Origin of the sequence: Pararhizobium sp. O133, assembly GCF_051669845.1 — a bacterium.
Classification (GTDB): domain Bacteria; phylum Pseudomonadota; class Alphaproteobacteria; order Rhizobiales; family Rhizobiaceae; genus Pararhizobium.
On the sequence record NZ_CP196426.1, the window covers coordinates 2,681,015 to 2,705,727 of the forward strand.

At 59.0% G+C, this 24,713-nt stretch carries 23 protein-coding genes and 1 riboswitch; of the genes, 17 read left to right on the plus strand and 6 right to left on the minus strand.

Translation table 11 applies throughout. The annotated features are described in order from the left end of the window. Positions 1 to 175 precede the first annotated feature (175 nt). The 10 genes from ACST81_RS12800 (at position 176) to ACST81_RS12845 (ending at position 10,041) form a co-directional block, all read left to right on the plus strand. Positions 176 to 1,342: a cysteine desulfurase family protein gene (locus ACST81_RS12800; protein WP_438748175.1), complete on the plus strand. Its 1,167-nt coding sequence runs from the start codon at positions 176 to 178 to the stop codon at positions 1,340 to 1,342. A 145-nt stretch (positions 1,343 to 1,487) separates the two neighbouring features. Further along, complete coding sequence (sufB, locus tag ACST81_RS12805) at positions 1,488 to 2,957, plus strand: Fe-S cluster assembly protein SufB (RefSeq protein ID WP_438748177.1); 1,470 nt, start codon at positions 1,488 to 1,490, stop codon at positions 2,955 to 2,957. Between the two features lie 60 nt (positions 2,958 to 3,017). Continuing rightward, on the plus strand, positions 3,018 to 3,359 hold the full coding sequence (locus ACST81_RS12810) for a GIY-YIG nuclease family protein (RefSeq protein ID WP_438748179.1): 342 nt from the start codon (positions 3,018 to 3,020) through the stop codon (positions 3,357 to 3,359). A 77-nt stretch (positions 3,360 to 3,436) separates the two neighbouring features. Beyond that, the gene (gene sufC, locus ACST81_RS12815) at positions 3,437 to 4,192 is read left to right on the plus strand and encodes a Fe-S cluster assembly ATPase SufC (RefSeq protein WP_438748181.1); all 756 of its coding nucleotides are present in this window, start codon (positions 3,437 to 3,439) and stop codon (positions 4,190 to 4,192) included. Between the two features lie 12 nt (positions 4,193 to 4,204). Then, positions 4,205 to 5,479 carry a Fe-S cluster assembly protein SufD gene (sufD, locus tag ACST81_RS12820; RefSeq protein ID WP_438748183.1) on the plus strand — a complete coding sequence of 425 codons (1,275 nt, stop codon included), beginning with the start codon at positions 4,205 to 4,207 and terminating at the stop codon, positions 5,477 to 5,479. Between the two features lie 13 nt (positions 5,480 to 5,492). After that, positions 5,493 to 6,734 (plus strand): cysteine desulfurase, encoded by a 1,242-nt coding sequence (locus tag ACST81_RS12825; RefSeq protein WP_438748185.1) that lies wholly within the window; start codon positions 5,493 to 5,495, stop codon positions 6,732 to 6,734. A 12-nt stretch (positions 6,735 to 6,746) separates the two neighbouring features. Then, a complete protein-coding gene (locus ACST81_RS12830) occupies positions 6,747 to 7,127 on the plus strand; it encodes an SUF system Fe-S cluster assembly protein (RefSeq protein ID WP_438748187.1) in 381 nt (126 codons plus the stop codon). Between the two features lie 90 nt (positions 7,128 to 7,217). Further along, positions 7,218 to 7,610, plus strand: a complete 393-nt coding sequence (sufA, locus tag ACST81_RS12835) for a Fe-S cluster assembly scaffold SufA (RefSeq protein ID WP_438748188.1) — start codon at positions 7,218 to 7,220, stop codon at positions 7,608 to 7,610. A gap of 117 nt (positions 7,611 to 7,727) precedes the next feature. After that, positions 7,728 to 9,593, plus strand: coding sequence for a PAS domain S-box protein (locus ACST81_RS12840; RefSeq protein WP_438748190.1), 1,866 nt, complete (start codon positions 7,728 to 7,730; stop codon positions 9,591 to 9,593). 22 nt (positions 9,594 to 9,615) lie between these two features. Continuing rightward, on the plus strand, positions 9,616 to 10,041 hold the full coding sequence (locus tag ACST81_RS12845) for a response regulator (RefSeq protein WP_438748192.1): 426 nt from the start codon (positions 9,616 to 9,618) through the stop codon (positions 10,039 to 10,041). Positions 10,042 to 10,095: 54 nt separating this feature from the next. On the opposite strand, the gene gcvP is transcribed toward ACST81_RS12845, so the two are convergent. Genes gcvP through gcvT form a run of 3 tightly spaced genes read right to left on the minus strand, consistent with a single transcriptional unit; the run spans position 10,096 to position 14,478 of the window. Then, positions 10,096 to 12,960 carry an aminomethyl-transferring glycine dehydrogenase gene (gcvP, locus tag ACST81_RS12850; protein WP_438748194.1) on the minus strand — a complete coding sequence of 955 codons (2,865 nt, stop codon included), beginning with the start codon at positions 12,958 to 12,960 and terminating at the stop codon, positions 10,096 to 10,098. Next, entirely contained in the window at positions 12,960 to 13,322 is a 363-nt protein-coding gene (gene gcvH, locus ACST81_RS12855; RefSeq protein ID WP_438748195.1) for a glycine cleavage system protein GcvH, read from the minus strand. Before gcvH ends, gcvP begins: the two co-directional genes overlap by 1 nt. Positions 13,323 to 13,338: 16 nt before the next feature. After that, positions 13,339 to 14,478, minus strand: a complete 1,140-nt coding sequence (gene gcvT / locus ACST81_RS12860) for a glycine cleavage system aminomethyltransferase GcvT (RefSeq protein ID WP_438748197.1) — start codon at positions 14,476 to 14,478, stop codon at positions 13,339 to 13,341. A 141-nt stretch (positions 14,479 to 14,619) separates the two neighbouring features. Continuing rightward, positions 14,620 to 14,707: riboswitch (glycine riboswitch) on the minus strand. A gap of 157 nt (positions 14,708 to 14,864) precedes the next feature. Between gcvT and ACST81_RS12865 the strand changes: the two genes are divergently transcribed. Next, the gene (locus tag ACST81_RS12865) at positions 14,865 to 15,260 is read left to right on the plus strand and encodes a DUF2946 family protein (protein WP_438748199.1); all 396 of its coding nucleotides are present in this window, start codon (positions 14,865 to 14,867) and stop codon (positions 15,258 to 15,260) included. A 105-nt stretch (positions 15,261 to 15,365) separates the two neighbouring features. After that, the gene (locus ACST81_RS12870; protein WP_438748202.1) at positions 15,366 to 16,349 is read left to right on the plus strand and encodes a DUF1775 domain-containing protein; all 984 of its coding nucleotides are present in this window, start codon (positions 15,366 to 15,368) and stop codon (positions 16,347 to 16,349) included. 58 nt (positions 16,350 to 16,407) lie between these two features. Here the strand turns inward: ACST81_RS12870 and ACST81_RS12875 are convergent, their stop codons facing one another. Next, positions 16,408 to 16,791 carry a hypothetical protein gene (locus ACST81_RS12875; protein ID WP_438748203.1) on the minus strand — a complete coding sequence of 128 codons (384 nt, stop codon included), beginning with the start codon at positions 16,789 to 16,791 and terminating at the stop codon, positions 16,408 to 16,410. A gap of 231 nt (positions 16,792 to 17,022) precedes the next feature. On the opposite strand from ACST81_RS12875, the gene ACST81_RS12880 reads away from it, so the two are divergent. The 5 genes from ACST81_RS12880 (at position 17,023) to ACST81_RS12900 (ending at position 21,086) form a co-directional block, all read left to right on the plus strand. Then, a complete protein-coding gene (locus ACST81_RS12880) occupies positions 17,023 to 17,439 on the plus strand; it encodes a nuclear transport factor 2 family protein (protein WP_438748205.1) in 417 nt (138 codons plus the stop codon). 239 nt (positions 17,440 to 17,678) lie between these two features. Then, positions 17,679 to 18,374 (plus strand): L,D-transpeptidase, encoded by a 696-nt coding sequence (locus ACST81_RS12885; RefSeq protein WP_438748207.1) that lies wholly within the window; start codon positions 17,679 to 17,681, stop codon positions 18,372 to 18,374. A gap of 207 nt (positions 18,375 to 18,581) precedes the next feature. Further along, positions 18,582 to 19,577, plus strand: coding sequence for a hypothetical protein (locus ACST81_RS12890; RefSeq protein ID WP_438753547.1), 996 nt, complete (start codon positions 18,582 to 18,584; stop codon positions 19,575 to 19,577). A 51-nt stretch (positions 19,578 to 19,628) separates the two neighbouring features. Then, positions 19,629 to 20,024 (plus strand): VOC family protein, encoded by a 396-nt coding sequence (locus ACST81_RS12895; RefSeq protein ID WP_438748210.1) that lies wholly within the window; start codon positions 19,629 to 19,631, stop codon positions 20,022 to 20,024. Positions 20,025 to 20,729: 705 nt separating this feature from the next. After that, on the plus strand, positions 20,730 to 21,086 hold the full coding sequence (locus tag ACST81_RS12900) for an endonuclease domain-containing protein (RefSeq protein ID WP_438748212.1): 357 nt from the start codon (positions 20,730 to 20,732) through the stop codon (positions 21,084 to 21,086). Positions 21,087 to 21,839: 753 nt separating this feature from the next. Here ACST81_RS12900 and ACST81_RS12905 read toward each other — a convergent pair. Beyond that, positions 21,840 to 23,645: a TniQ family protein gene (locus ACST81_RS12905; RefSeq protein WP_438748214.1), complete on the minus strand. Its 1,806-nt coding sequence runs from the start codon at positions 23,643 to 23,645 to the stop codon at positions 21,840 to 21,842. Further along, entirely contained in the window at positions 23,642 to 24,703 is a 1,062-nt protein-coding gene (locus ACST81_RS12910) for an ATP-binding protein (protein WP_438748216.1), read from the minus strand. The genes ACST81_RS12905 and ACST81_RS12910 overlap by 4 nt, the downstream gene beginning before the upstream one ends. Between the last annotated feature and the right edge of the window lie 10 nt (positions 24,704 to 24,713).

A 24,713-nucleotide genomic window follows, 5' to 3' on the forward strand; every position in this document is an offset into this window, starting at 1 on the left:
AGTCTTGACGACCGCACTCAGCTTTTCTAGAACCTAGTTTAGAACCATTCAAAACTTTGACACGGTCTTTCCGTGGCGAGTGTCGTCTCTTACGGCAAGCGAAGCGAAAATTTCAAGGAAAATGCATCGACCGCGTGCCTTTAACTTGGCAACCGGTCGAGCTTTGGCAAGGACCATGACGCAACAGCGCATCTATATGGACTGGAATGCCACCGCGCCGCTGCTGTCGGCCGCGCGGGACGCCTGCCTGTCCGCGCTCGACCTTGCCGGCAACCCATCGTCGGTTCACGGCGAAGGCCGCAAGATTCGCATGCTGATTGAAAGTGCCCGCCGTGACGTCGCGGCTCTCTGCGGCGCGCAGTCGGCCAATGTCACCTTCACCAGCGGCGCCACGGAAGCGGCCAACTGGGTGCTGACGCCGGACTTTCGCATGGGCAAGACCCCTCTGAAAATCGGCCGTCTGTACATTTCCGCGATCGAGCATCCGGCTGTCCGCGAAGGCGGCCGGTTTGCCAAGGATATGGTGAGCGAGGTTCCGGTGACGCCTTCGGGTGTTATCGATCTCGCAGCTCTCCAAGCGGCGCTGGCGACGCACGATCGCGAAGCCGGATTGCCGATGGTGGCGGTGATGCTCGCCAACAATGAGACCGGGATCGTCCAGCCAATTGCGGACGTCTCCGACTTGGTGAAAAACGCTGGCGGCATTCTCGTCGTCGATGCTGCTCAGGCCGCCGGCCGACTGCCGTTGCGGATCGATGAGCTCGGTGCGGACTTCCTGATCGTCTCTTCCCACAAGATCGGCGGCCCGAAAGGCGTCGGCACTCTCGTGTCGCGGGGTGAAATCCTCATGCCTTCGGCCCTGATCTGCGGCGGCGGCCAGGAAAAGGGGCATCGTTCCGGCACGGAAAACCCGGCCGCGATCGCAGGGTTCGGTGCAGCCGCCCGGTTCGCCTCCCAGGGACTCGACGAGCGCATGATGGCGGTTTCCGTCCTGCGCGACCGGCTGGAGACGGCGATGCTTGCGGCGGCGCCGGACGTTATCATCCACGGCCGCGATGGCGCACGGATCGGCAATACCTGCTTCTTTACCCTGCCGGAGCTCAAGTCTGAGACCGGACAGATCGCCTTCGATCTCGAAGGCGTGGCGCTTTCGGCGGGATCTGCCTGCTCGTCCGGTAAGGTTGGCCAGAGCTATGTCCTGTCGGCGATGGGGCATGATCCGCGCCATGGCGCGCTGCGGATTTCGATCGGACCATCGACGACTACGGCGGAGATCGATCGCTGCGTCGAGGTGTTCGCAAAGATCGCGTCGCGCAGGAGGCTTTCGGGCGCCGCGGCGTGAAGGAATAAAATTGCGGGAATTTGGATTTTCCGCTTGGCAAACGGGGTGAAAATGCCTCTTAAGCCCACTACATAGACGATACAACGAACATTGTATCGTGCTGACAAGCTGCCGGACCTTGTATCCGGCGAGATTGGAGAACGACATGGCTGCCGTGCAGGAAACAATCGATCAGGTCGCCCTGATCGATGTGGACCAGTACAAATATGGTTTTGAGACGAAGATCGAAATGGACAAGGCGCCCAAGGGCCTGTCCGAGGAGATCATTCGCTTTATTTCCGCTAAGAAGAACGAACCGGACTGGATGCTCGAATGGCGTCTGGACGCGTACCAGCGCTGGCTGACGCTTGAGGAACCCACCTGGGCGCGCGTCAACTATCCGAAGATCGATTTCAGCGACATCTATTTCTATGCCGCGCCGAAGAGCACGCCCGGCCCCACCTCGATCGATGAGGTCGATCCGGAACTGCTGAAGGTCTATGAGAAGCTCGGTATTCCGTTGCGCGAACAGGAAATCCTGGCCGGCGTGAAGACGCCGCGCATTGCCGTCGATGCCGTCTTCGATTCCGTATCGGTCGTGACGACGTTCAAAGAAGAGCTGAAGAAGGCCGGCGTGATCTTCATGTCGATCTCCGAAGCCATCCGCGAGCATCCCGATCTCGTGAAGAAATATCTCGGCTCCGTCGTTCCGACGACTGACAACTATTATGCGACGCTGAATTCCGCCGTCTTTACCGATGGCTCCTTCGTCTTCATCCCGAAGGGCGTTCGTTGCCCGATGGAATTGTCGACCTATTTCCGTATCAACGAAAAGGGCACCGGCCAGTTCGAGCGCACGCTGATCATCGCGGAAGAGGGCGCTTACGTGTCCTATCTCGAAGGCTGCACGGCGCCGCAGCGCGATGAAAACCAGCTGCACGCCGCCGTGGTCGAGCTCGTCGCGCTGGATGATGCCGAAATCAAGTATTCGACGGTCCAGAACTGGTATCCGGGCGACAAGGACGGCAAGGGTGGCATCTACAATTTCGTCACCAAGCGTGGCGATTGCCGCGGCAAGAATTCGAAGATTTCCTGGACGCAGGTCGAAACCGGTTCTGCGATCACCTGGAAATACCCGTCCTGCATCCTGCGCGGCGACAATTCACGCGGTGAATTCTATTCGATCGCCGTCTCGAACGGTCACCAGCAGATCGATTCGGGTACCAAGATGATCCATCTCGGCAAGAACACGTCGAGCCGCATCGTCTCCAAGGGCATCGCCGCCGGCGTTTCCCAGAACACCTATCGCGGCCAGGTATCGACCCATCGCAAGGCGGAAAACGCCCGCAACTTCACCCAGTGCGACTCGCTTTTGATCGGCGACAAGTGCGGCGCTCACACCGTGCCTTATATCGAGGCGAAGAACTCGACGGCGCAATTCGAGCATGAAGCGACGACGTCGAAGATTTCCGAGGACCAGTTGTTCTACTGCCTGCAACGCGGCATCCCGACGGAAGCGGCGATCGCGTTGATCGTCAACGGCTTCGTCAAGGAAGTCATCCAGGAACTGCCGATGGAATTCGCAGTCGAGGCGCAGAAGCTGATCGGGATTTCGCTGGAAGGAAGTGTGGGATAATTCTCTTCGTCATCCTCGGGCTTGTCCCGAGGATCTGCTGTTGCCGGACTGGAGGTTTGGGTGTCGGGTTTCGTCTACATGATGTCGGACAAACCCCGCGGTGTTATCTACATCGGCGTCACCTCTGATCTTCAGGCACGGATTTGGGAACACCGTAACCACGTGCATGAAGGGTTTACGACGAAATACAAAATCGAGACTTTGGTCTGGTTTGAAAGTCATCCGAATATCGTTCTCGCGATTCAGCGGGAAAAGTCTTTAAAGCGATATCGGAGAGACTGGAAGATAAACCTGATTGAGAGCTTCAATCCGACATGGCTGGATTTGTTCGATCAGATCGGAGAACTGGAAAACGCGTTTCGTCCACACTCGAATACGACGATGTGGAATGATTACAATTGATAGGCCAGTAGATCCTCGGGACAAGCCCGAGGATGACGACCGGGCTAATACAGAACGACAAGTAAGAGATCAAAACAATGCTTGAAATCAAGAACCTTCATGCCCGCATCGCCGCTGATGGCACCGAGATCATCCGTGGCTTGAACCTCACGGTCAAAGCTGGCGAAGTCGCTGCCATCATGGGGCCGAACGGCTCCGGCAAGTCGACGCTGTCCTACATCCTGTCGGGCCGCGAAGACTATGAGGTCACCGAAGGCGACATCCTCTACAATGGCGAGAGCATCCTCGAACTCGACCCGTCCGAGCGCGCCGCCAAGGGCATCTTCCTTGCCTTCCAGTATCCGGTCGAGATTCCAGGCGTTGCGACCATGCAGTTCCTCAAGGTGGCGCTCAACGAGCAGCGCAAGTATCGCGGCGAGGACGAACTGTCGACGCCCGATTTCATCCGCCGCGTCAAGGAAGCGTCCGCTAAGCTGCAGATCAATCCGGACATGCTGAAGCGGCCTCTGAATGTCGGCTTTTCGGGCGGTGAGAAGAAGCGCGCCGAAATCCTGCAGATGGCGCTTCTGGAGCCGAAGCTGTGCGTCCTCGACGAGACCGACAGCGGCCTCGACATTGACGCCCTGAAGATCGTCTCGGATGGTGTCAACGCGCTGCGTTCGCCTGACCGCGCCGTGATCGTCATCACCCATTATCAGCGCCTGCTGGAATATATCGTGCCGGACAGCGTCCATGTGCTTTACAAGGGACAGATCATCAAATCCGGCGACAAGTCGCTGGCGCTCGATCTCGAAGCCAATGGCTACGCCGACATCATCGACGCGGCGGCCTGAGGAGTAGAGGGTATGAACATGCAAATGGCAATCACGATGACGGCCGCCGAAACGGCCCTTGTCGATGCCTATACCGCGGCGATCGGCGAACTGCCGGGCGAGGGCGCTGTCCTGTCGGCGCGTGATACGCTGCTGTCCGATCTCAAGACGCAAGGCCTGCCGACGCGCCGGCTCGAATCCTGGCACTATACCGACCTGCGGGCCCTGCTGCGAAGCGTCCCGGCTTTCGAACCGACTGCCTTTGCTGAAAGGGTCGATCCGCTGGTTCTTGGCTCCTCCGTGCTTGCCGTGCTCAACGGCAAGGCCGACGCCAAGGGCCTGCCGACGAGCGTCAACGTGCGCACCTACGCGGAAAGCCTGATCGATGGCGTTGCCGCCGCCGATCTGGTCGAGCGAGACCCGGAAGACGCGATCGGCCGGATCAATGGCAGCCTGGTGCGTGACGGTTTCGAAATCGAGGTGCCGGAAGGCACGGTGCTGGAGCAGCCGCTGGAACTGCAATTGGTGCAGAGCGCCGGCCAGAACCATTCGCGCTTTCCTGTCACCTTCGGCGCCAATACCAGGGCGACGGTCGTCGAGCGTCATCTCTCGGTCAGCGACGCAGCCAGCCTCGTCACTGTCGTCAGCGATCTCATCCTCGATGATGGCGCCGATATCACCTGGATCATCCTGCAGCAGCAGGGTGCCAGCGACAGCCATCTCGCCCAGGTCAATTTCGATCTCGGTGCGAATGCCAAGCTTCGTCTCTTCGTTATCAATGCCGGCGGCAAGCTGGTGCGCCAGGAAATCCATGGCGTGACGACGGGCGAGGGCGCCGATTTCCAGTTGCGCGGCATCAATCTTCTCGGCGGTGATACCCATACCGACGTGACCTTCACGCTCGGTCATGACGTTCCGAACACGACATCGAAGGAGGTTATTCGCAACGTCCTGTTCGACCGTGCCAAGGGCGTCTTCCAGGGCCAGATTCGGGTTGCCCCGGATGCGCAGAAGACCGATGCAAAGATGGCGTGCAACACGCTGCTGCTCTCCGACGATGCCGATTTTTCGGCCAAGCCGGAGCTGGAAATCTTTGCCGACGATGTCCAGTGCGGACATGGCGCGACGGTGATCGATATCAACCCGACGCATCTCTATTACCTGAGAGCCCGCGGCATTCCGGAAAACAAGGCGCGCGCCATGCTGGTGAATGCCTTTGTCGACGAGATTGTCGAGGAACTCGAGCATGAAGGGCTGATCGAGACGCTGGAAACGATCATTTCCGTTTGGCTCGAAAAGCACGCCTGATTGGAACATTGACATGGAACATACGGTGCCGGTCCCGGCCTATGACGTCGAAGCGATCCGCAGAGATTTCCCCATCCTGTCGCGGAGCGTCTACGGCAAGCCGCTCGTCTATCTCGACAATGGTGCCTCTGCCCAGAAGCCTCAGGTTGTTATCGACGCCGTCGCCCATGCCTATTCCAATGAATATGCCAACGTCCATCGCGGCCTGCATTTTCTCTCCAATGCCGCGACGGACGCCTATGAGGGCGCACGCGAAAAGGTGCGCCGCTTCCTGAACGCACCGTCGGTCGACAACATCATTTTCACCAAGTCCTCGACGGAAGCGATCAACACGGTCGCCTACGGTTATGGCATGCCGAAGATCGACGATGGTGACGAGATCGTCGTCTCGATCATGGAGCACCATTCCAACATCGTGCCGTGGCATTTTATCCGCGAGCGCCAGGGCGCCAAGCTCGTCTGGGCGCCGGTCGACGATCAGGGCGCGTTCCACATCGACGACTTCGTCAAGTGCCTGACGGACAAGACCAAGCTGGTCGCCATCACCCATATGTCGAATGCGCTAGGCACCGTGGTTCCCGTCAAGGAAATCTGCCGGATCGCGCATGAGCGCGGCATCCCGGTCCTAGTCGATGGCAGCCAGGGCGCCGTGCATATGCCGGTCGATGTCCAGGATATCGATTGCGACTGGTATGTCATGACCGGTCACAAGCTTTACGGCCCCTCCGGCATCGGCGTGCTCTATGGCAAGACGGATCGCCTGAAGGAAATGCGGCCATTCATGGGTGGCGGTGAGATGATCTTCGAGGTGACCGAAGACAACGTCACCTACAACGATCCGCCGCATCGTTTCGAGGCCGGCACGCCGCCGATCGTGCAGGCGATCGGGCTCGGCTATGCGCTCGATTACATGGACAATATCGGGCGCGCCGCGATTGCGGCGCATGAGGCGGATCTGGCGGCCTACGCCCAGCAGAGGCTGTCCTCGGTCAATTCGTTGCGTGTGATCGGGACGGCGCCGGGCAAAGGTGGTATCTTCTCCTTCGAGCTTGAAGGCATTCATGCCCATGACGTCTCCATGGTGATCGACCGGGCCGGCGTGGCCGTGCGGGCAGGCACCCATTGCGCCCAGCCGCTCTTGAAACGGTTCGGCGTGACCTCCACATGCCGTGCATCTTTCGGCCTCTACAATACGCGGGCCGAGGTGGACGTGCTGGTGGATGCGCTCGACCAAGCCCGCAAATTCTTTGCGTAAGGATAGAAGCCGATGAGCCTCGATACGACCGAAGACAAGATCGATGTCCGCGAAGGCCTCGTTCATTCCGCCATTCCGGCCGATGAGCTGGCCCGCCTGAGCGACGATGTCATCGCCGCGCTGAAGACGGTCTATGATCCGGAAATCCCGGCCGACATTTTCGAACTCGGCCTGATCTACAAGATCGACATCGAAGATGATCGAATGGTCAAGATCGCCATGACGCTGACGGCCCCCGGTTGCCCGGTTGCTGGCGAAATGCCGGGCTGGGTCGAGAACGCCGTCGGCGCTGTCGAAGGCATTTCGGGCGTCGAAGTGTCGATGACGTTTGATCCGCCGTGGACGCCGGATCGCATGTCGGAAGAGGCACAGGTCGCCGTCGGCTGGTACTGATCGTATATTGATCCCTTAACCGGCGCACATTACATTCGGGACTCGGACAGCATCAGGCCTTGAACCTGATCGCGACAAGGAGAATGGCCGATGGGCTTTGCAGTCATGAGTTTGAGCGAAGCGGCCGCAGGTCGCGTCAAGGCGATCGTCGAAAATGCCGGTGGGGATGCCCAGGGTATTCGCGTGTCGATCAAGAAGGGCGGCTGCGCCGGCATGGAATATGCCATCGACATGGTGACATCGGCCAATCCGAAGGACGACCTGGTCGAGCATGAGGGCGCCAAGGTCTGGGTCGCTCCCGAAGCAGTCCTCTATCTCCTTGGAACGCGCATGGACTTCGAGGTGACAACGTTGCGCTCCGGCTTCACCTTCAACAATCCCAACCAGACATCGGCCTGCGGCTGCGGCGAATCCGTCGAATTGAAGCCGGCTGATCTGGCAGCGCTGGCCGCCAAGGGCGATGCGGTGGTTCGTGCCGGCTAAGATTCAGACAGTATAACCGACTGGTGAGAGATGAATTTGGAAAGGAGACCGGTTCCCGCCGGTCTTTTTTTCTGTTTTTATGCGCTGCTGATATTCTTGGCGAAAGCTTGGACCGCGATGCCGATTTCCCAGAAACATTTCATCCAGGCACTCTACGACAGTTTTCCCGATCCTGTTGTCATCGTCGACGCCGACAGGATAATCCTTGCGGCCAATCCGGCCGCATCGAAACAATTCGGCTATGCCCCGGATGAGTTTCGCAATTGCCCGGCGCGTCAGCTTTATGCGGCGGATGAGGATTACAATGCCTGCCTGAGCCGCGATTCCGGCAAAATCGCCGGCGAAGATTTTTCCGACGGCGTCTATCGCTATCGCCGCAAGGATGGCTCGACGTTTTCCGCACGTTTGCGGGTGACTGAGGTGGCCGACGAAGATGGGACCATGCGGGGCTTCATCGCGGTTGTGCACGACATTTCCAATTACCTCTATCTCGACGAGGAGCGTCGCAAGGCTGGCGATATCCTCAACATGGCGCTGCAGGCGATCCCGGAAGGTTTTGCCATTTTCGACAGCAATGAAGCGTTGCTCGTCTATAACGATGCCTATCGCAAGGTCTGCGGTCCGGTCGGCGCTACCTTACGGGTCGGGATGACCGCGCAGGAGATCGTCACGGCCGTCTATGAATCCGGCGGCTATCCGCTGGCGCCGGTCGGCTCGTCGGAAGCGGCTGAATGGCTTGAAGGCCGAATGTATGACTTTCGCCATCCGAGCGGCAAGGCATCGGTTTTTCCCTATGGCGACGGACGCTGGCTGCGGGTCGAAAATCTCCGGACCGAAGACGGCAATACTGTCGCCTTGCGCATCGACGTGACCGAACTGAAGGAAGCCGAACTGGCGCGCGACCGGCAGAGGCTGGAATATTACACGCTGGTCCAGAATATCCCCGATTTCATCACCCGCATTTCGAGGGATCTCCGATTTACCTTCGTCAACGACCGCTATGCCGCATTCGCCGGGCTTTCCGCCGGTGAACTGATCGGAAAAACATTTCTGGATTTTGTTCCCGAACGGGATCGGGAAAGGGTGGTAAACGTGCTCGGCAACCTGACGCCGGATACGCCCATCCTTTCGCGTGAGCAAAAGCGGACTTTGGCCGATGGAACCGATTTCTGGATTTTCTGGTCGAACATGGCGGTTTTTGATGGCGACAAGCTGGTCGAATATATTACCGTCGGTCGCGACATTACCGAATTGAAGCGGCAGCAGGCCCGCATCGCGCAACAGAGCGCCGAGTTGCTGCGGAAAAACGAAGCACTCAATCAATTCACGGGAACGGTCTCCCATGACCTGAAAGCGCCCCTACGCCACATATCGATGTTCTCCGAAATGATCAGCGAGGATGTGGCGAGCGGTAATCTCGTTGAACTGCCGACCTACACCCGGCATCTGCGCCAGAGCGCGCGACGAATGGACCAATTGATTGACAGCCTGCTCGACTATGCCCAGATCGCTGATCAGATCGGCAACTGGCAGACGGTCTCGATGGCGGACGTGATCTCGGACGCGATCCTCATCCTCGGAACCTTTGTTCGCGAAGCGGGCGCCCGTTTCGAGTTTGATTCCCTGCCGCAGGTGAAGGGCGATCCGGAGCTGTTGAAGCGCCTGTGCCAGAACTTGATCGGCAACGCCATCAAGTATCGCAAGGAGGGTGTCAAGCCGGTCATCCGCATTTACAGCGAGAAGGAAGACGGCCAGGTTCGGATCTATTTCCAGGACAATGGAATCGGCGTCGATCCCCGGTTTGCGAAGAAGATTTTCGATGTCTTTCAGCGGCTTCATCGCGACGAAGCCGTTTATCAGGGTACCGGAATCGGGCTTGCGCTGGCAAAACGGATTGCCGAGAGCCACAATGGCTCCATCGCGCTTGACACGACATTCTCGCAGGGTGCACGTTTCATCCTGACCCTTCCGGAAATGACTTGATCCATCAGAAAGCCAGAGGCGATTGGGCAACCAGGTAAAGAAACTTCTCGTCGTTGATGACGATCTGATTGACGCGCATTTTGTGATGCGTGCCTTCGCCGATGTCGGAGGAAGCCTGGAAATCACCCATGTCACGGATTCGGATATCGCTACAGCCCGTCTGTCGGGCGAGACGTTCGATTACGTGATTCTGGATATCAATATGCCGGGGATGAACGGCATCGACCTGCTGCGGCGAATCCGCACCGACATCAGGACGGCGGTGCTTCCGGTGATCATGCTGACGTCATCGATGAACCCGTCCGATGTCTATACATCCTATGCCTCCGGTGCCAATGCCTACACGCTGAAACCGTCCTCGGTCAGCGGCTACAGGAAATTCGCCGAGGGTTTCGCGCGTTTCTGGCTCGATGTCTCAGTTCATCCCTACGAGCCGAGGCACGTCTGATATTCGCGTGCCGGAATGAGAAAGGGGCGCCCGGAGCGCCCCTTTCTGTGTCCGTTACTCGGCCGCCTCGGCGTAGTCCTCCAGCGGCGGGCAGGTGCAGACAAGGTTGCGGTCGCCGAAGACATTGTCGACGCGGTTGACCGGCGACCAGTATTTGTCGACGCGGAAAGCGCCCGGCGGGTAGCAGGCCTGCTCGCGGGTATAGGGGCGATCCCATTCGCCGACCAAATCCTCGACCGTGTGCGGGGCGTTCTTCAACGGGTTGTTCACCCGGTCCATCTTGCCGTCCTCGATCGCCTGCGCTTCGGCACGGATGGCCAGCATGGCATCGCAGAAGCGGTCGAGCTCGGCCTTGGTTTCCGATTCCGTCGGTTCGATCATCAGCGTGCCGGCGACCGGCCAACTCATGGTCGGGGCGTGGAAGCCGCAATCGATCAACCGCTTGGCGACGTCGTCGACGGTGACGCCGGCGCTATCGACCAGCGGACGCGTATCGATGATGCATTCATGCGCGACGCGGCCCTTGGCCGACTTGTAGAGCACGGCATAGGCGCCCTTTAGACGGGCGGCGATATAGTTGGCGTTGAGGATCGCCACCTTGGTCGCCTGCGTCAAGCCTTCGCCACCCATCATCAGGCAGTAGCTCCAGGAGATCGGCAGGATGGAGGCAGACCCGAACGGCGCAGCCGAGACGGCACCTTCGCCACCGTCTGTTTCGGGGTGGCCGGGAAGGTAAGGAGCGAGATGCGCCTTGACGCCGATCGGCCCCATGCCCGGACCGCCGCCGCCGTGCGGAATGCAGAACGTCTTGTGCAGGTTGAGGTGGCTGACATCGCCACCGATATCGCCGGGGCGGGCAAGGCCGACCATGGCGTTCATGTTGGCGCCGTCGACATAGACCTGCCCGCCATGCCGGTGGACGATCTCGCAGACCTCGCGGACGTTTTCCTCGAACACGCCATGTGTGGAGGGATAAGTGATCATGCAGCAGGAGAGGTTGCCGCCGTATTGCTCCGCCTTGGCGCGGAAATCGTCCATGTCGATATCGCCGTCGTCCGAAACCTTGACGACGACCACCTTCATGCCGGCCATCTGGGCCGATGCCGGGTTGGTGCCGTGCGCCGAGGTCGGGATCAGGCAGACATCGCGATGATCGTCGCCATTGGCAAGATGATAGGCGCGGATCGTGAGAAGCCCCGCATATTCGCCCTGCGCGCCGGAGTTCGGCTGCATCGAGACCGCGTCATAACCGGTGATCTGGCAGAGCTTCTGGCTGAGATCGGTGATCATGTGGCGATAGCCTTCGGCCTGATCGGCCGGCACGAAGGGATGGATTTCCGAGAATTCGGGCCAGGTGATCGGCAGCATTTCCGCCGTGGCGTTCAGCTTCATCGTGCAGGAGCCGAGCGGGATCATCGAGCGGTCGAGTGCGAGGTCGCGGTCCGACAGCCGGCGGATATAGCGGGTCATTTCGCTTTCCGCGCGATTCATGTGGAAGATCGGATGCGTCAGGTATTCGCTGGTACGCAGCAGGGCTTTCGGCAAGCGATAATCCGTCGCGAAATCTTCCACGCTGAAATCGCCGCCGAAGGCGCGCCAGACGGCTTCCAGCGTCACCGGACGCGAACGTTCGTCGAGGCTGATGCCGATCTTGGTCGTGCCGATCCGGCGCAGGTTGACCTCTTCGGCAACAGCCGTCTTCAGGATAATGCCCTGCAGCTTGCCGACATCGACGGTGATCGTGTCGAAGAAGACGTCCGGCTCGACCTTGTATCCGAGCTTTTCCAGCCCGAGAGCCAGAAGCACGGCCTTCTGGTGGACGCTCTGGGCGATCGCCTTGATGCCCTTCGGTCCGTGGAAGACGGCATACATCGACGCCATGACGGCCAAAAGCACCTGCGCGGTGCAGATGTTCGACGTCGCCTTCTCGCGGCGGATATGCTGTTCGCGGGTCTGTAGAGACAGGCGGTAGGCGCGGTTGCCACGGGCATCGACGGACACGCCGACGAGACGGCCGGGCATGGAGCGCTTGTAGGCATCCTTGACTGCCATATAGGCGGCATGCGGGCCACCGTAACCGACGGGAACGCCGAAGCGCTGGGTGCAGCCGATGGCGATGTCGGCGCCCATTTCGCCGGGCGATTTCAACAGTGCCAGCGCCAGCGGGTCGGCCGCCATCGTGGCGATTGCGCCGGTCTGGTGCAGCCGGGCGATCAGGCCGCTGAAGTCGTGAACATGGCCGTAGGTGCCCGGATACTGGAAGATTGCCCCGAAGACATCGACAGGATCGAGATCGGTGAAGGGATTGCCGATGACGATCGACCAGCCCAGCGGTTCGGCACGGGTCTGCAACAGGGCAATGGTTTGCGGATGGCAGTTTTCATCGACGAAGAAGGCCTTTGCCTTGGACTTCGAAACACGCTCCGCCATCGCCATCGCTTCGGCGGCGGCGGTTGCTTCGTCGAGCAGCGAGGCATTGGCGACGTCGAGCCCGGTCAGGTCGCAGACCATCGTCTGGTAGTTGAGCAGGGCCTCGAGCCGGCCCTGGCTGATTTCCGGCTGGTAGGGAGTGTACGCCGTGTACCAGGCGGGGTTTTCCAGAATGTTGCGCTGGATGACCGGCGGCGTGATCGTGCCATAATAGCCTTGGCCGATGAGCGAGACGAGCTTCTTGTTGCGGTTGGCGGTCTCGCGCATCTTGTCGAGCGCTTCGCGCTCGGTCATGGCCGCCCCCCAGGCAAGTGCTTCCTTCTGGCGGATCGACGGCGGAACGGTGTCGTCGATCATGGCGTCGAGACTGCTGTAGCCGATGACCTTGAGCATATCAGCCATCTCGTCGGGTGAGGGACCGATATGCCGCCGATTGGCGAAGTCGTACGGCTTGTAATCGGTAAAGGTGAAGTCCTTCGGCATGCTCATCAGGCGATCAACTCCTTGTAGGCGGCCTCGTCCAAGAGCGCGTTGACGGCGGAGGGATCCGAGAGTTTCAGCTTGAAGAACCAGCCGGCGCCTTGCGGGTCGCTGTTGACCAGCGACGGATCATCGACGATCGCCTGGTTGCTTTCGACGATTTCTCCGTCCAGCGGACAATAGACATCGGAGGCGGCCTTGACGGATTCGACTGTCGCGGCGGTCGCGCCCTTGTCGAGCACGGTGCCGGCTTCCGGCAGTTCTACGAAGACGAGATCGCCAAGCTGTTCGGCGGCATGGGCGGTGATGCCGACAGTCGCCACATCGCCTTCGATTTTCAGCCATTCATGTTCGTCGGTAAATTTCAGCATCGGGTTCAGCTCCTGATCAGCGTTTGTAGGTCGGTGTGATGAAGGGGAGGGCGGCGACTGTAATCGGCAGATATTTTCCGCGCACTTCCGCAAAGAGTTGCGTGCCATTGGCCGTATGGGCGGTATCGACAGTGCCCATGGCGACGGGATGATCGGCGCTCGGACCGAAGCCGCCGGAAGTGACCGTGCCCACAGGCTTCAGTCCATCCGCATCGGCAAAAAGGGCAGCGCCGGCGCGCACCGGCGCCTTGCCCCCGGGCTTCAGGCCGACGCGACGGCGGCTGGCTTTGTCGGCAAGCTGGCGCAGGATGATGTCGGCGCCGGGGAAACCGCCCTGGCGGGCACCACCGGTCCGGCGGGCCTTCTGCATCGCCCATTCGAGGGCAGCCTCCACTGGCGTCGTTGTGGTATCGATGTCGTTTCCGTAGAGACACAGGCCGGCTTCCAGACGCAGCGAGTCGCGCGCGCCAAGACCGATCGGCATGACATCGGGATGTTCGAGAATCCGACGCGTGACGTCTTCCGCGGCGGCGGCCGGAATGGAGATTTCAAACCCGTCTTCACCGGTATAGCCCGAGCGCGAAATGATGCAGGGCACATCGTGCAACTCGGCCTCGGCCACGTCCATGAAACGCATGGTGGCGATATCGGCCCAAAGTTCGGCCAGCACGGTGACCGCATGCGGCCCCTGCAGCGCGATCAACGCCCGGTCTTCGAGCAGCGTCAGGTCACAGGTCTCGCCGAGATGTTTTTGCAGATGCGCGAAATCGGCGTCCTTGCAGGATGCATTGACGACGAGGAAGAGATGATCGCCGCGATTGGCGATCATCAGGTCGTCGAGAACGCCACCCGATTCGTTGGTGAAGAGCCCGTAGCGCTGACGGCCTTCGCCGAGGCCGAGCACATCGACGGGCACCAGCGTCTCAAGCGCCAGCGCCGCATCTTCGATCCGGCCGGACTTCGGCTTCACGATGATCTGGCCCATATGGGAGACATCGAAAAGGCCGGCGGCGGCGCGGGTGTGCAGGTGCTCCTTCATCACGCCGGCGGGATATTGCACCGGCATGTCATAACCGGCAAACGGCACCATGCGGGCGCCAAGCGACAGATGCAACGCGTGCAGCGGGGTCTGCTTCAAAGGGGAATGATCGTCCAAATCCGGCCTCCAGGTCTGGCGCAACGCGCCGGCTCATTTCAACGCGCAATTCATGCGTCGTTTCCTCGAGCCCCCTCTGTCCCTTTGCCTGAGATTGTTATCCCTTCGGCGAGCGGAAATGCTTCTCTCCAGAGTCCTACCGGCACCTTGCTGGTCCATGGGCCTGAGAGTTTCCGGGGCGGTTGCTCCTTCGGCACCGGTCGAAACCGGATTCTCCCAACAAGATCGATTTCAGATAACGGCGATCCCGGCGCATTGGCAAGCGCAAAATGTCGCGCCCGAACAGATTTCTGTCGTGGCTGGTTTGAGGCGTGGGCTTGCGACATCTCGTCCTTTGCTTTTTCAGCGACAAGCAGGTAACGCAATCCTTGATACGGAGATCACGGATGGCGAGAGCCGGGCAGCAGATGGGGATGGCGGTGCGGGTGCTTTCGGCGCTGGCATTGTTGCTCCTGTCGTTTGCCCATCAGCCCGTCATTGCCCGGCAGATCACGCCGGACATCGCGTCACAATATGTGCTGCCGGACGGATCGATCGGTGACATCTGCTTCGGCACGGAAGGCGTCGATGGCGCACAGCATGGGCCGTCAAAGGATGGCGTGGCGCCGGTCTGCGACTATTGCCGGCTGGCATCCGCCATTCTCCTGCCGTCGCCACCGGATGAGGTTTGCCTCGTCATTCGACGCATTTTCGAGATTGCGGCGAGGCCCGATTTTACGGCTGTTCTGGTCGAGCATCCGCATGCGCTGCCGCAATCGCGCGCACCGCCACTCCTGGCCTGATCCCCGCCGTGCCGGCGACTTCCACTTTTTTTCAGACCATTCAGCCGCCTGACGCGGCATTTGGCCGGCATTCCCGAACATGGGGAGCCGGTTCGGAGATGATCCATGATACAGACCAAAACCATCCTTCTTGCCGTTGCTTTCTCGCTCGCCGGTACGGCGGCAGCCTATGCGCACGCGTCCTTCGAGCAGGACACGGTCGCATCCGAAAGCAATTTCAAGGCGATCCTGCAGATTCCACATGGCTGCGACGGCAAGGCGACCAACGAGGTTCAGGTGAAGCTGCCGGAAGGCTTCGTTTTCGCCAAGCCGCAGCCGAAGGCCGGCTGGGAGATCGAGATCATCAAGGGCGATTATCAGAAGAGCTACGACAATCACGGCAAGACGGTTACTTCCGGCCCACTGGAAATCCGCTGGAAAGGCGGAGAACTTTCGGACGACTATTATGACACATTCGTGATCACCGGGAAAATTTCGGGTTTCGAGAAGGAAACGCAACTCGCCTTTCCCGTCACCCAGCTTTGCGGTGCCTCCGACAAGGTGGTCTGGGATCAGATCGTGACTGCCGGCCAGAGCGCGCATTCGCTGGAACATCCGGCACCGACGATTACCGTGACGCCGGCCGAGGCGGATGGTCATGACCATCATGACATGGCGGCGATGGCCGGAATGTCGGGAATGGGGGATGCCCCGGTGAAGGCCGGTTCGCTCGAGATTTCCGGTGGCTCGATCAAGGCGATGCTGCCGGGCGCCAAGGTCGGCGGCGGCGGCTTTACCGTCAAGAACGAGGGCAGCGAGGATGATGTCCTGCTGTCCGCCGAAAGCCCGGCTGCGGGCCGCGTCGAATTGCACGAGATGACCATGCAGAACGACGTGATGAAGATGCGCAAGCTGGAGGACGGGATCGCGGTCCCGGCGGGGCAGACCGTCGAACTCAGAAGTGGGGGGCTGCACCTGATGTTCATGGACGTGACGAGGCCGTTTGCCGAAGGCGACACTGTTCCGGTGACACTCACGTTCGAGAAGGCCGGCAAGGTCGAACTCGTGCTGCCCGTCGGCAATGCTGCCGGCAAGATGTCGCACAACTGAACGATGTGGCATTGAATGCAAGGGAACGGCGGCATCCGTGATGCCGCCGTTCAGTCGCTCAATCACGATCTCTCGACGGGACGCGGGCCACCCAATCGGGAGAATCGAGCGCCTCGACCCCGCCATCCAGCGTGCTCGCCTCCTCCTCGTCGTCGGCGGCCTCCGGCTCGTCCAACTCGAATTCCCGGTAGCGGCGAACAGCCTCGTAGGGCGTGCCCTGGGGCAGGCGTCCCTGCGAATTCATCAGCATCAGCGACAGGGAAGTCGGGCTGCGCAGGGCGGCAACGGAGGCGTGGATATGGGCTGCCTCGTCCTTTGGACGGGCGGCAAGCAACGTAATCGCTTCTTCTGACGGGCCATCGCCACTCACGCGTGCGGAAGGCTTTACGGCTTGTGCCGCATACGCCGCCGTATTGGCTGACATGGTAACGACCAGGGTCATGGCGATCTACCCTTGAAGGGCGCTCCTTTGAAAATAGCGATCGCCTTGTTTTATCTCGCCGAAATTTCCCGTCGGTGAAATCCGGCGCCGGTATTTAAGTCAAATCTTATCGAACGGCGCGACCAGCACGGAGGCGGCAATCTCAGCGATGTTCTGCCGCGATCCGCAACCGTGGCACTTGCGACACTCCTGAAATACGGGCAAACTTCCTGCAACCGGAGGGAGGGGCGCATGACAGACAGGAAAACACTCGAAGGCATCGTCAACAGTTTCTATGAAGCGCGTGGTGGTAACGACAAGTACGGTGTCATGTCCTTTGCCGGGCCTGAGATTACATTCAGCATGGTCGGCAGCGGCAAGATGGCCGTGGCTGCCCCGCGCATTTCCGGACCGGCGGACCTGGAGGTCGCCGTCGGGGCGCTGATCGACCACTGGGACATGAGCAGGATGACGACAAAACGGCTCTATGTGGATGGCGATACGGTCATTGCCCATCGGTCCGGTGTGATCCGCCACAATCCGACGGGCAGGGACCTGGAAACGGAATATATCGACATCTTCACCATCAAGGATGGAAAGATCGACGACATCACCGAATTCGTCGACACGCTGATGGTCGCTGAAGCCACCGGCCTCGTCACCACATAGAAACGATATCTTGCGGCCTGCGCTCATTTCACACGGCTCACTCACGATATGGTGACCGTGATCGTGACGACTGTGGCCGGGGAGACGTTGGAAACCGTTGCAATTCCCGTCATAAGACTAGCACGCTTCCGATTCCCGGGGACGGGCGCGGCTGGCATTCCGTTTGGCTTCAAGTGGACATTGCAGCCGCTCTGTCCGTGGAGAGGCGATTGATATTTTAACGCGGATTGCCAGAACGTATGACGATTGACTCCAGTTTTCCCCGCCGCGGCTTTCTTGGCTTGCTTGCGGCAGGCGCGCTTGCCGGATGCAGCACATCGATGCAGGGACGCCCGACGCCGACGCCGGTGCGGATCAGCCGGCCGATCGGGCCGCCGTCGGACGCCGAATTGCAGGTCATGTATGGACCGGTCGAGGATGGCGGCTTCCTGATCCCGCCGATCCCGTATCAGAAGATCGACCCGCAATTTTATCGCCAGCGTGTCATCGACCCGACGGGCGAGGCGCCCGGCACGGTGATCGTCGATACGCCGGCGCGGTTCCTCTATGTCGTCGAGCCCGGCGGGACTGCGATGCGCTACGGTGTCGGCATCGGCCGCGAGGGTTTTTCCTGGCAGGGCGACGGCGTCATCCACTGGCGCCAGGCCTGGCCGCGCTGGAAGCCGCCGAACGAAATGGTGGCACGCCAGCCGAGCCTTGCCAAATATTCGATCGAGAACGGCGGCATGGAGCCGGGCCTGAAGAATCCGCTCGGCGCCCGGGCGCTCTATATCTTCCAGAACGGCGAGGATACGCTCTACCGCCTGCATGGCAATCCGGAATGGCAGTCGATTGGCAAGGCGGTGTCGTCCGGCTGCGTGCGGCTGATGAACCAGGATGTCATCGATCTCTATCAGCGGGTGCCGGCCAAGGCACGGATCGTGGTGCGACAGTAAGGCTCGCGCAGGCCGGATCTGGTCTGGATGGGTCCGTGATTAACCGGACGCTAACCGCGATTGACGATTCTGCGGCCGGCTACTCGAATCATGTTCCGATTTGAACCGTTTGACAAAACTTTGGCACGATTTCACGCGATAGACGCTTTCATGGTTTCATTCCTTCCTTCTGGTCGCGCCACGATGCGCATCCTGTCGGCCCGCCGCATGCTGGCGCGGGCTGCCGCCGTGCTCGCCGTCGGCGTGGCGCTGTCGGGCTGCATGGGGCTGGACGACCTGTCGGAAGAGCCGCCGAAGCTGTCGGGCAAGATGATCGCCGAAATGTCGAAGAAGGGCATGAAGCCGGAGAGCCCGGTTCTGGTGCGCATTTTCAAGCAGGAGAGCGAGCTGGAAGTCTGGAAGGTCAACAAATCAGGCCAGTATGCGCTGTTGAAGACCTATCCGATCTGTCGCTGGTCAGGCGAACTGGGGCCGAAGACGAAGGTCGGCGACCGGCATGCGCCGGAGGGTTTCTACCATGTCTCGAAGGGCATGCTGAACCCGAACTCGCAGTTCTACGTCTCTTTCAACCTCGGCTATCCCAACAAGCTGGAATCGGCGCTCGGCTATACCGGCGAGGCGCTAATGGTGCATGGCGCCTGTTCGTCGTCGGGTTGCTACGCCATGACCGATCAGGGCGTCGGCGAAATCTATGCTGTTGTCGCCAAGGCTCTTTCGAGCGGCCAGGACCGTTTCCAGGTCCAGGCCTATCCGTTCCGCATGACGGCTGAGAATATGGCCGAGCATCGCGGCGATCCGAACATGTCGTTCTGGCGGACGCTGAAGGAAGGCCATGACGCCTTCAACCTGACGCATCGCCAGCCGAAGGTGTCGGTCTGCGGCGGCCGTTATGTCTTCAACCGCGAATTCGAGGGCGGCGAGCCGGCCGATCCGCTGGCGGCATGTCCTGATATCAGCACGCAGCTCGAGCCGCAGGCGATGGCGCAGGTCGAGGCGGAGGAGCGAAAGCTCGATACCGCGCTGACATCGTCGATCCAGTCCAGTTCCGCGATGACCGCCTATTCCGACGGTGGCATGCATCCGAGTTTTCGGGCATTGTTGAAGGCGCAAGGGGCAAAGCGGCTCGCCGCCAGCATTTCCGGCACCAAATATCCGATCAGCCGGCCCGACGCGGCGCTGGCCGATCCCTTCTCCGGCCGGTAAGAACAGCATTCGCTTTCAATTTTCTAAAGCCGGGCGTCAGGGGAGGACATCATGGGTTTCAGGTTCGGTCTCGATCACTATGCGCTGCTTGTGCGCGATGTCGCGCGCAGCGTCGCGTTCTACCGGGACGTCATGGGTTTCGTGCCGATCCCGCGCGAGGGCAGCCCCGGCGTGCAATGGCTGGATATCGGCGGCGGCGACGCTGTTCATTTGATCCAGGGTGATTTCGGCGCGACGCATGTGACCAAGGACACGCATGTTGCTGTTTCCACCGCCGATTTCGATGCCTTCGTCGCGCATCTGACCAAGCTGGGCGTCACCTTCACCGACTGGCCCGGCAATCCCGGCAAGATCGGTCTGCATCGCCTGGGCTTTCGGCAGGTCTATGTGCAGGATCCCGATCTTTACTGGATCGAGATCAACGACCAACGGCCGCCGGCGGTCTGAGCGCGTTCCGGTTCGGGCGCGACTGTGCATTCACGCGGCAGGTTTGCCCGTGGTTTTCAAAGAACATGGACGGGGCGCTCGAAAGAACCGCGTTTGGGTGTGGGAAAGTGGCTCTCGCCAGCGCCCCGTTCGGCGGTTTATGCCCACGCACTTTTTCCACTACGGCCCGCTCATGTGCATGTCGTTATCCAGAAACCGCTCTACACTTTCTGGCGACATGCAGTGGACCCTCTGTGCATCGCACGCCCGCAGCAGCAACAGCCTGCGGAGGGGAAATTTCGCCTGGACCCCGGCTGTGGGGACTTCCGTCCTTCCCCCAAACCCGGCGCCGGCCCCGCCTCGCTGCCACGGCTGGCAGTGTATCCGTGGCGGGACGAGGGGTATTGTAGGATGGATTTTCAAAGCGGGGATTTTCGTGTGTGGTTGAGATCCCCTCACGAACAAAATCTAACACTTAGGCTATGTCTAGGATTTTGATTTTTCGTCGTTTTATACGGGGAGGGAGGTGGGGATGCCGGACCTCACCCGCTAAATCATCCTCGTCTTGGCAAGGAGTGGGGTCCGGGTGCGGAGATTGCTCCTTGCGTCCATGCCTACCCCCTTGCAATTTCTAGCACTTAGCTGAAGCTAAGAGCTGAAATTGCTTTCTCCCCCGCCGAGGGGAGATAAATTTGCCGCACCGTTTCAACTCTTCGGAAAAGCCGCATGCATCGGAAGGTTCCTGGCCAGCACCGTCATTTTGTCAAATCCATGCGGGTGGATGCGACGCTGGCGGAGAACCTGTTGTGGCAGGCGCTTCGCAACAGTCAGCTTGAAGGGTTCAAATTCAAGCGACAGGTGCCGCTTGACGGTTACATTCTTGATTTTGTCTGCTTCGACGCTCGGCTGGTCATTGAGGTGGATGGGTTCCAACATGCGGAGAATACCCGCGATCTGGCTCGTGATGCGTTCTTGAATGGGCAAGGGTTTCGAGTTCTACGTTTCTGGAACGAGGAGATCGTCCGGAATCTGGATGGAGTCTGCCTGACGATACTTTCGGAACTCAAGAATAGCGGCGACTGAGGCGCGTTACCTCTCCCCTTGCGGGAGAGGACACAAAATCAACATCTTAGCTTCAGCTAAGTGTTAGATTTTGTTGGTGAGGGGCTTGTTCTTTTGCCCCATGCCTACCCCTTGCAATTTCTAACACTTAACTAAAGCTAAGATGTTGAAATTGCTTTCTTCCCACCGAGGGGAGATAAAGATCCGTGAATGCCTTCCATTTTTAGACTTACACTAAGACGGGTCGTTTTTCAGACCGTTTCGCCGCGCGTTTTGAATGCATGCATAGCGATCAGCATATCCCTGATGAGACTGTCCAATGATCCGCCCGTTTGGGGCAAATCGTTTCCAATGCCAACCATCGGCTTGCTGGTAAAAAGTCCAACGATCTCCGTTCCCATCCCTACAACTCATCATTATCATTTCCGCCCCCTAAACGTGCGTCGGATAGTGGTCGTATTTGTGATTTTTCGCTACTAACCAAATACACGTTAAAGGTGCATAAAAGATGTGTTGACGCGAATAGAGTAGTACAGACGACAAAAGGCCCGCAGTTTCCTGCGGACCTTCGAAAATCATTGTCGCGTCCATTGAAACACCGCACCGAAACACCTGAATATCGTTGATTTCATTGGTCTTTCTCTCGCGTTGTCCAACAAATCTTATCCCGTTCCATCCGAGTCCGCTCCCCATCCACTCAAGTTTAGCCGTGCTGCCAGTTTAAAGGCACAAAAAAACCCGGCCTAAACCGGGTCACCAAAATGCAACTAAAGGTTATAAATCGCTTCGCCTGTAAAACGTTGCTCCAACCTCCTCGTACGTGATAGCCGGGTAGATTCCTCGCTCAGTAAGTTCACGTCTTAGATGGACAACGGTTCGATTCAAATTCGCAGCGAGTCTGTCAATTGAGACGTAGTTCTGGATAAATTCGCGCAGCGACAAACTGGTGATCCTTCGGTAGGTGCGTGTCTTTTCTGAAGTACGCTCGTTCCTGATTTCGAGCCGCCCGCTCTTGATAAGGTTTCTCAAAACTTGATCCTGGGTGATCAACATGGCGGCGGCTTGGCGCACGGAGAGGCCATCGGATTCGGTCGTGCGAGTGTGGCGGGAGATCTCCCGGTGATCCAACATCAAACCTCTAAGACCGGGTTTCGTCGGATCTACGGATACCGATTTCAGTTTTCCGCCGAGCAGCAAGTCAAGGACTTCTGAGAATTTGCAGTTGGCACGTTTGATGGCATTCGCGAGGGAGGTTACTGCCGACGACGGATCATAATCCTCGGTCGCGAAAGCCTTGATCTTATCGACGAAGCTATCCAAATCCGATGTGCGATACAGCGGATACATTGCGTCATCGTGCGCGCCCAGAGAACTGTTGACGTGGCCACTTAGAACCAAGGTACTCCACAATGTTCGACTAGCTCCAATGTATTCGGCAGCGTTGGCGGTGGACAGGTTGCCCCTTAACCGGTCAACGAGCGCCAGCATCTCGTTTGCCGGAAGCACGATTCTTTCGTCCGTAGGCTCTAAGTCGCCGAAGACGTGCTGTGAGTTCTTCAGAAGCTTCCGCAAGGTCTTCGGATGGATCCGAAATTCTTGGGCAGCCGAATGGATGGAGTGGTTTCTACGTTCTTTGACAGGACCGAACATTCTGTCGCCTGGGCCAATGGGCAATGAGTCAAGCGCCACGTTGTACATGATCGTCCGGATGTCTGAGTAAGCGGGATCATTGCTCTCGTAAGCCAGCCGCTCATACAAGCGCCCGTATAGCGCGCGGCCCCCTGTATGAGTTTTCTTCACCCAGAAATCTACGTGCATCGATCTCAGGAAGGTTTCAAAGCCAGACTGGCCAGTGCGAACGACGTCGAACCCGGCCTGACTGGCGAGAGCCAAGTCGGCCTCAGACAATTCTTCAACCAAATAAGTTTTTCCGAAGAGAAGAGTCGCCCCAATCCATTCGCAGACGCGGCCGACCGCGTAGAGCGGCATATCGTCAAGCCAGCCCAGTTTCTCTCTACTCCCCCTTAACGAGCGCGCGAAAAAAAGCTCAAAGTCTGATTGCGGTTGCAGTTGGGGATGACGATGATCTCTCAGACGGGCCATCTCGGCGATCATCATCGGAGCAAAGTCAAAACTTTTTACCGTGCCTTCCCCATCCGCTGTATACAAGAGTCTTTCGTGCTTAGGGCAGGTGCGAATGGATGTCATGCACCATTCGAGACGACCATATGGTCGCGTCTCCGGTCGCCCCTTTTGGATGTCGATATCCTCGCGAATGCACTCGGGACAATAGCGCAGGCGACCCCTAACGACTGAACTGCGCGCTAGCGTTTCGCCATTGATATCGTAAAACACCCCGGTTTTTGTCAGGCGTCGCCCTGCTAGATCGGCGACTCCCGCGAGTTGCAGGAGCTTTTCCGTCTCCTCAACGTCCCCGTTGATGATCCGCATATGGTTGAGGTCCAACAACCAACAGAATTCCATTACGCTCGAAATTCCGTTTGCGACCGCCAATCTTGAGCAGAAGCTAGGAATGGTCTCTTGCGGGTGGAACGGCACAGTTAGGGAAAGCCTGTTCATCGTGGCCGTTCCCCTTTCTTCAGCGGTTTGATCGTTGCGATGTCGCCTTCTACATTCCCTCGTTCCGCCCCTGTGTCGTGAAGCTTCGCTGCTCCGCCTGGGATGTTGTCCCACTTCTTCATTTCGAAGATGTTGTCGTGCGGCAAGCAGGAGGTACGATCGACGTAGGCCTGTGCAAAATCTTCGCATCGAACTCCCGACCGGTCATCCCAAAGCGCGACCTCGACGGCGCCCCTGATCAGTTCGATGATGGAACCGGCATTACCGTGGCAAGCATGGATGAGGCGCTGGGCGAGATCTTCGAAATCGAGATCGACGCTGTAGAGACCGGCGTGGTCGACAATAACTTCCTTCAGCCACAAGACGACACGTGCGGACTTCTGTGCGGGAATCGGAAGCAGCTTGATACGCTTGGATCGGTTTAGCATTTGAGTATCCCGCTTCCGGAGCATGTCGAGCGGCTCGACTCCGATCAGGATCAGGCGAATGGGCCAGTCCTTTGAATCGACCAGGGTGATCAGGTTGTCCGAAAATTCTTGCAGCTCCTGATCGTCGTTGATCTTCATCGTCCGCTGTGCCTCATCGATGACGAGGAAGCGAACCCGATGGGCACAAAGCTGGTTCACCATTTCAGGCCAAGCTACCGTCTTTTGAATGTTGCTCCTGACGGGGAAACCAAGTTTCCTCAGAAAACGGATCGCAAAATTCCGCTGAGTGCATGGCGATGCAGCGTCATCGAAGAGCAAGGGGCGTCCTTTGCCTTCGTCGTCCTCATACACAGCGAAGGCCGGGTCCGCCGCCAACGCGTTTTGCACGAGTCGCGATTTTCCAGCATTCGATTCGCCCGTGACGAAAAGAATCTTGTGCTGTTTGTCGCCGGTGCGCAGGCTCCGTTTCATGGCTTTGATGTGCGCGCGCAGTTGATCATCGCGCGGCGTCGTGCAGTTCATCCCGCGAATTTCCGCCATTCGCAAGGAAACCCTTTCGTCGTCGGCCGTCATGCTCGCGAACAGCCGTTTGTCGGCTTCCCGGCGCCGTTCTACGTTCTTATCGGTCATGCTGGATCCA

Bases quoted from the DNA above. Each gene is read 5' to 3' on its own strand.
- ACST81_RS12840 (WP_438748190.1), top strand. From the start codon at position 7,728: ATGCCGATTTCCCAGAAACATTTCATCCAGGCACTCTACGACAGTTTT.
- ACST81_RS12910 (WP_438748216.1), bottom strand. From the start codon at position 24,703: ATGACCGATAAGAACGTAGAACGGCGCCGGGAAGCCGACAAACGGCTG.
- ACST81_RS12830 (WP_438748187.1), top strand. From the start codon at position 6,747: ATGAGCCTCGATACGACCGAAGACAAGATCGATGTCCGCGAAGGCCTC.
- sufD (WP_438748183.1), top strand. From the start codon at position 4,205: ATGAACATGCAAATGGCAATCACGATGACGGCCGCCGAAACGGCCCTT.
- sufC (WP_438748181.1), top strand. From the start codon at position 3,437: ATGCTTGAAATCAAGAACCTTCATGCCCGCATCGCCGCTGATGGCACC.
- gcvP (WP_438748194.1), bottom strand. From the start codon at position 12,960: ATGAGCATGCCGAAGGACTTCACCTTTACCGATTACAAGCCGTACGAC.
- gcvH (WP_438748195.1), bottom strand. From the start codon at position 13,322: ATGCTGAAATTTACCGACGAACATGAATGGCTGAAAATCGAAGGCGAT.
- ACST81_RS12800 (WP_438748175.1), top strand. From the start codon at position 176: ATGACGCAACAGCGCATCTATATGGACTGGAATGCCACCGCGCCGCTG.
- ACST81_RS12890 (WP_438753547.1), top strand. From the start codon at position 18,582: ATGCTGGCGCGGGCTGCCGCCGTGCTCGCCGTCGGCGTGGCGCTGTCG.
- ACST81_RS12895 (WP_438748210.1), top strand. From the start codon at position 19,629: ATGGGTTTCAGGTTCGGTCTCGATCACTATGCGCTGCTTGTGCGCGAT.
- sufB (WP_438748177.1), top strand. From the start codon at position 1,488: ATGGCTGCCGTGCAGGAAACAATCGATCAGGTCGCCCTGATCGATGTG.
- ACST81_RS12880 (WP_438748205.1), top strand. From the start codon at position 17,023: ATGACAGACAGGAAAACACTCGAAGGCATCGTCAACAGTTTCTATGAA.
- ACST81_RS12825 (WP_438748185.1), top strand. From the start codon at position 5,493: ATGGAACATACGGTGCCGGTCCCGGCCTATGACGTCGAAGCGATCCGC.
- ACST81_RS12900 (WP_438748212.1), top strand. From the start codon at position 20,730: ATGCATCGGAAGGTTCCTGGCCAGCACCGTCATTTTGTCAAATCCATG.
- ACST81_RS12885 (WP_438748207.1), top strand. From the start codon at position 17,679: ATGACGATTGACTCCAGTTTTCCCCGCCGCGGCTTTCTTGGCTTGCTT.
- ACST81_RS12875 (WP_438748203.1), bottom strand. From the start codon at position 16,791: ATGACCCTGGTCGTTACCATGTCAGCCAATACGGCGGCGTATGCGGCA.
- ACST81_RS12905 (WP_438748214.1), bottom strand. From the start codon at position 23,645: ATGAACAGGCTTTCCCTAACTGTGCCGTTCCACCCGCAAGAGACCATT.
- ACST81_RS12870 (WP_438748202.1), top strand. From the start codon at position 15,366: ATGATACAGACCAAAACCATCCTTCTTGCCGTTGCTTTCTCGCTCGCC.
- ACST81_RS12865 (WP_438748199.1), top strand. From the start codon at position 14,865: ATGGCGAGAGCCGGGCAGCAGATGGGGATGGCGGTGCGGGTGCTTTCG.
- sufA (WP_438748188.1), top strand. From the start codon at position 7,218: ATGGGCTTTGCAGTCATGAGTTTGAGCGAAGCGGCCGCAGGTCGCGTC.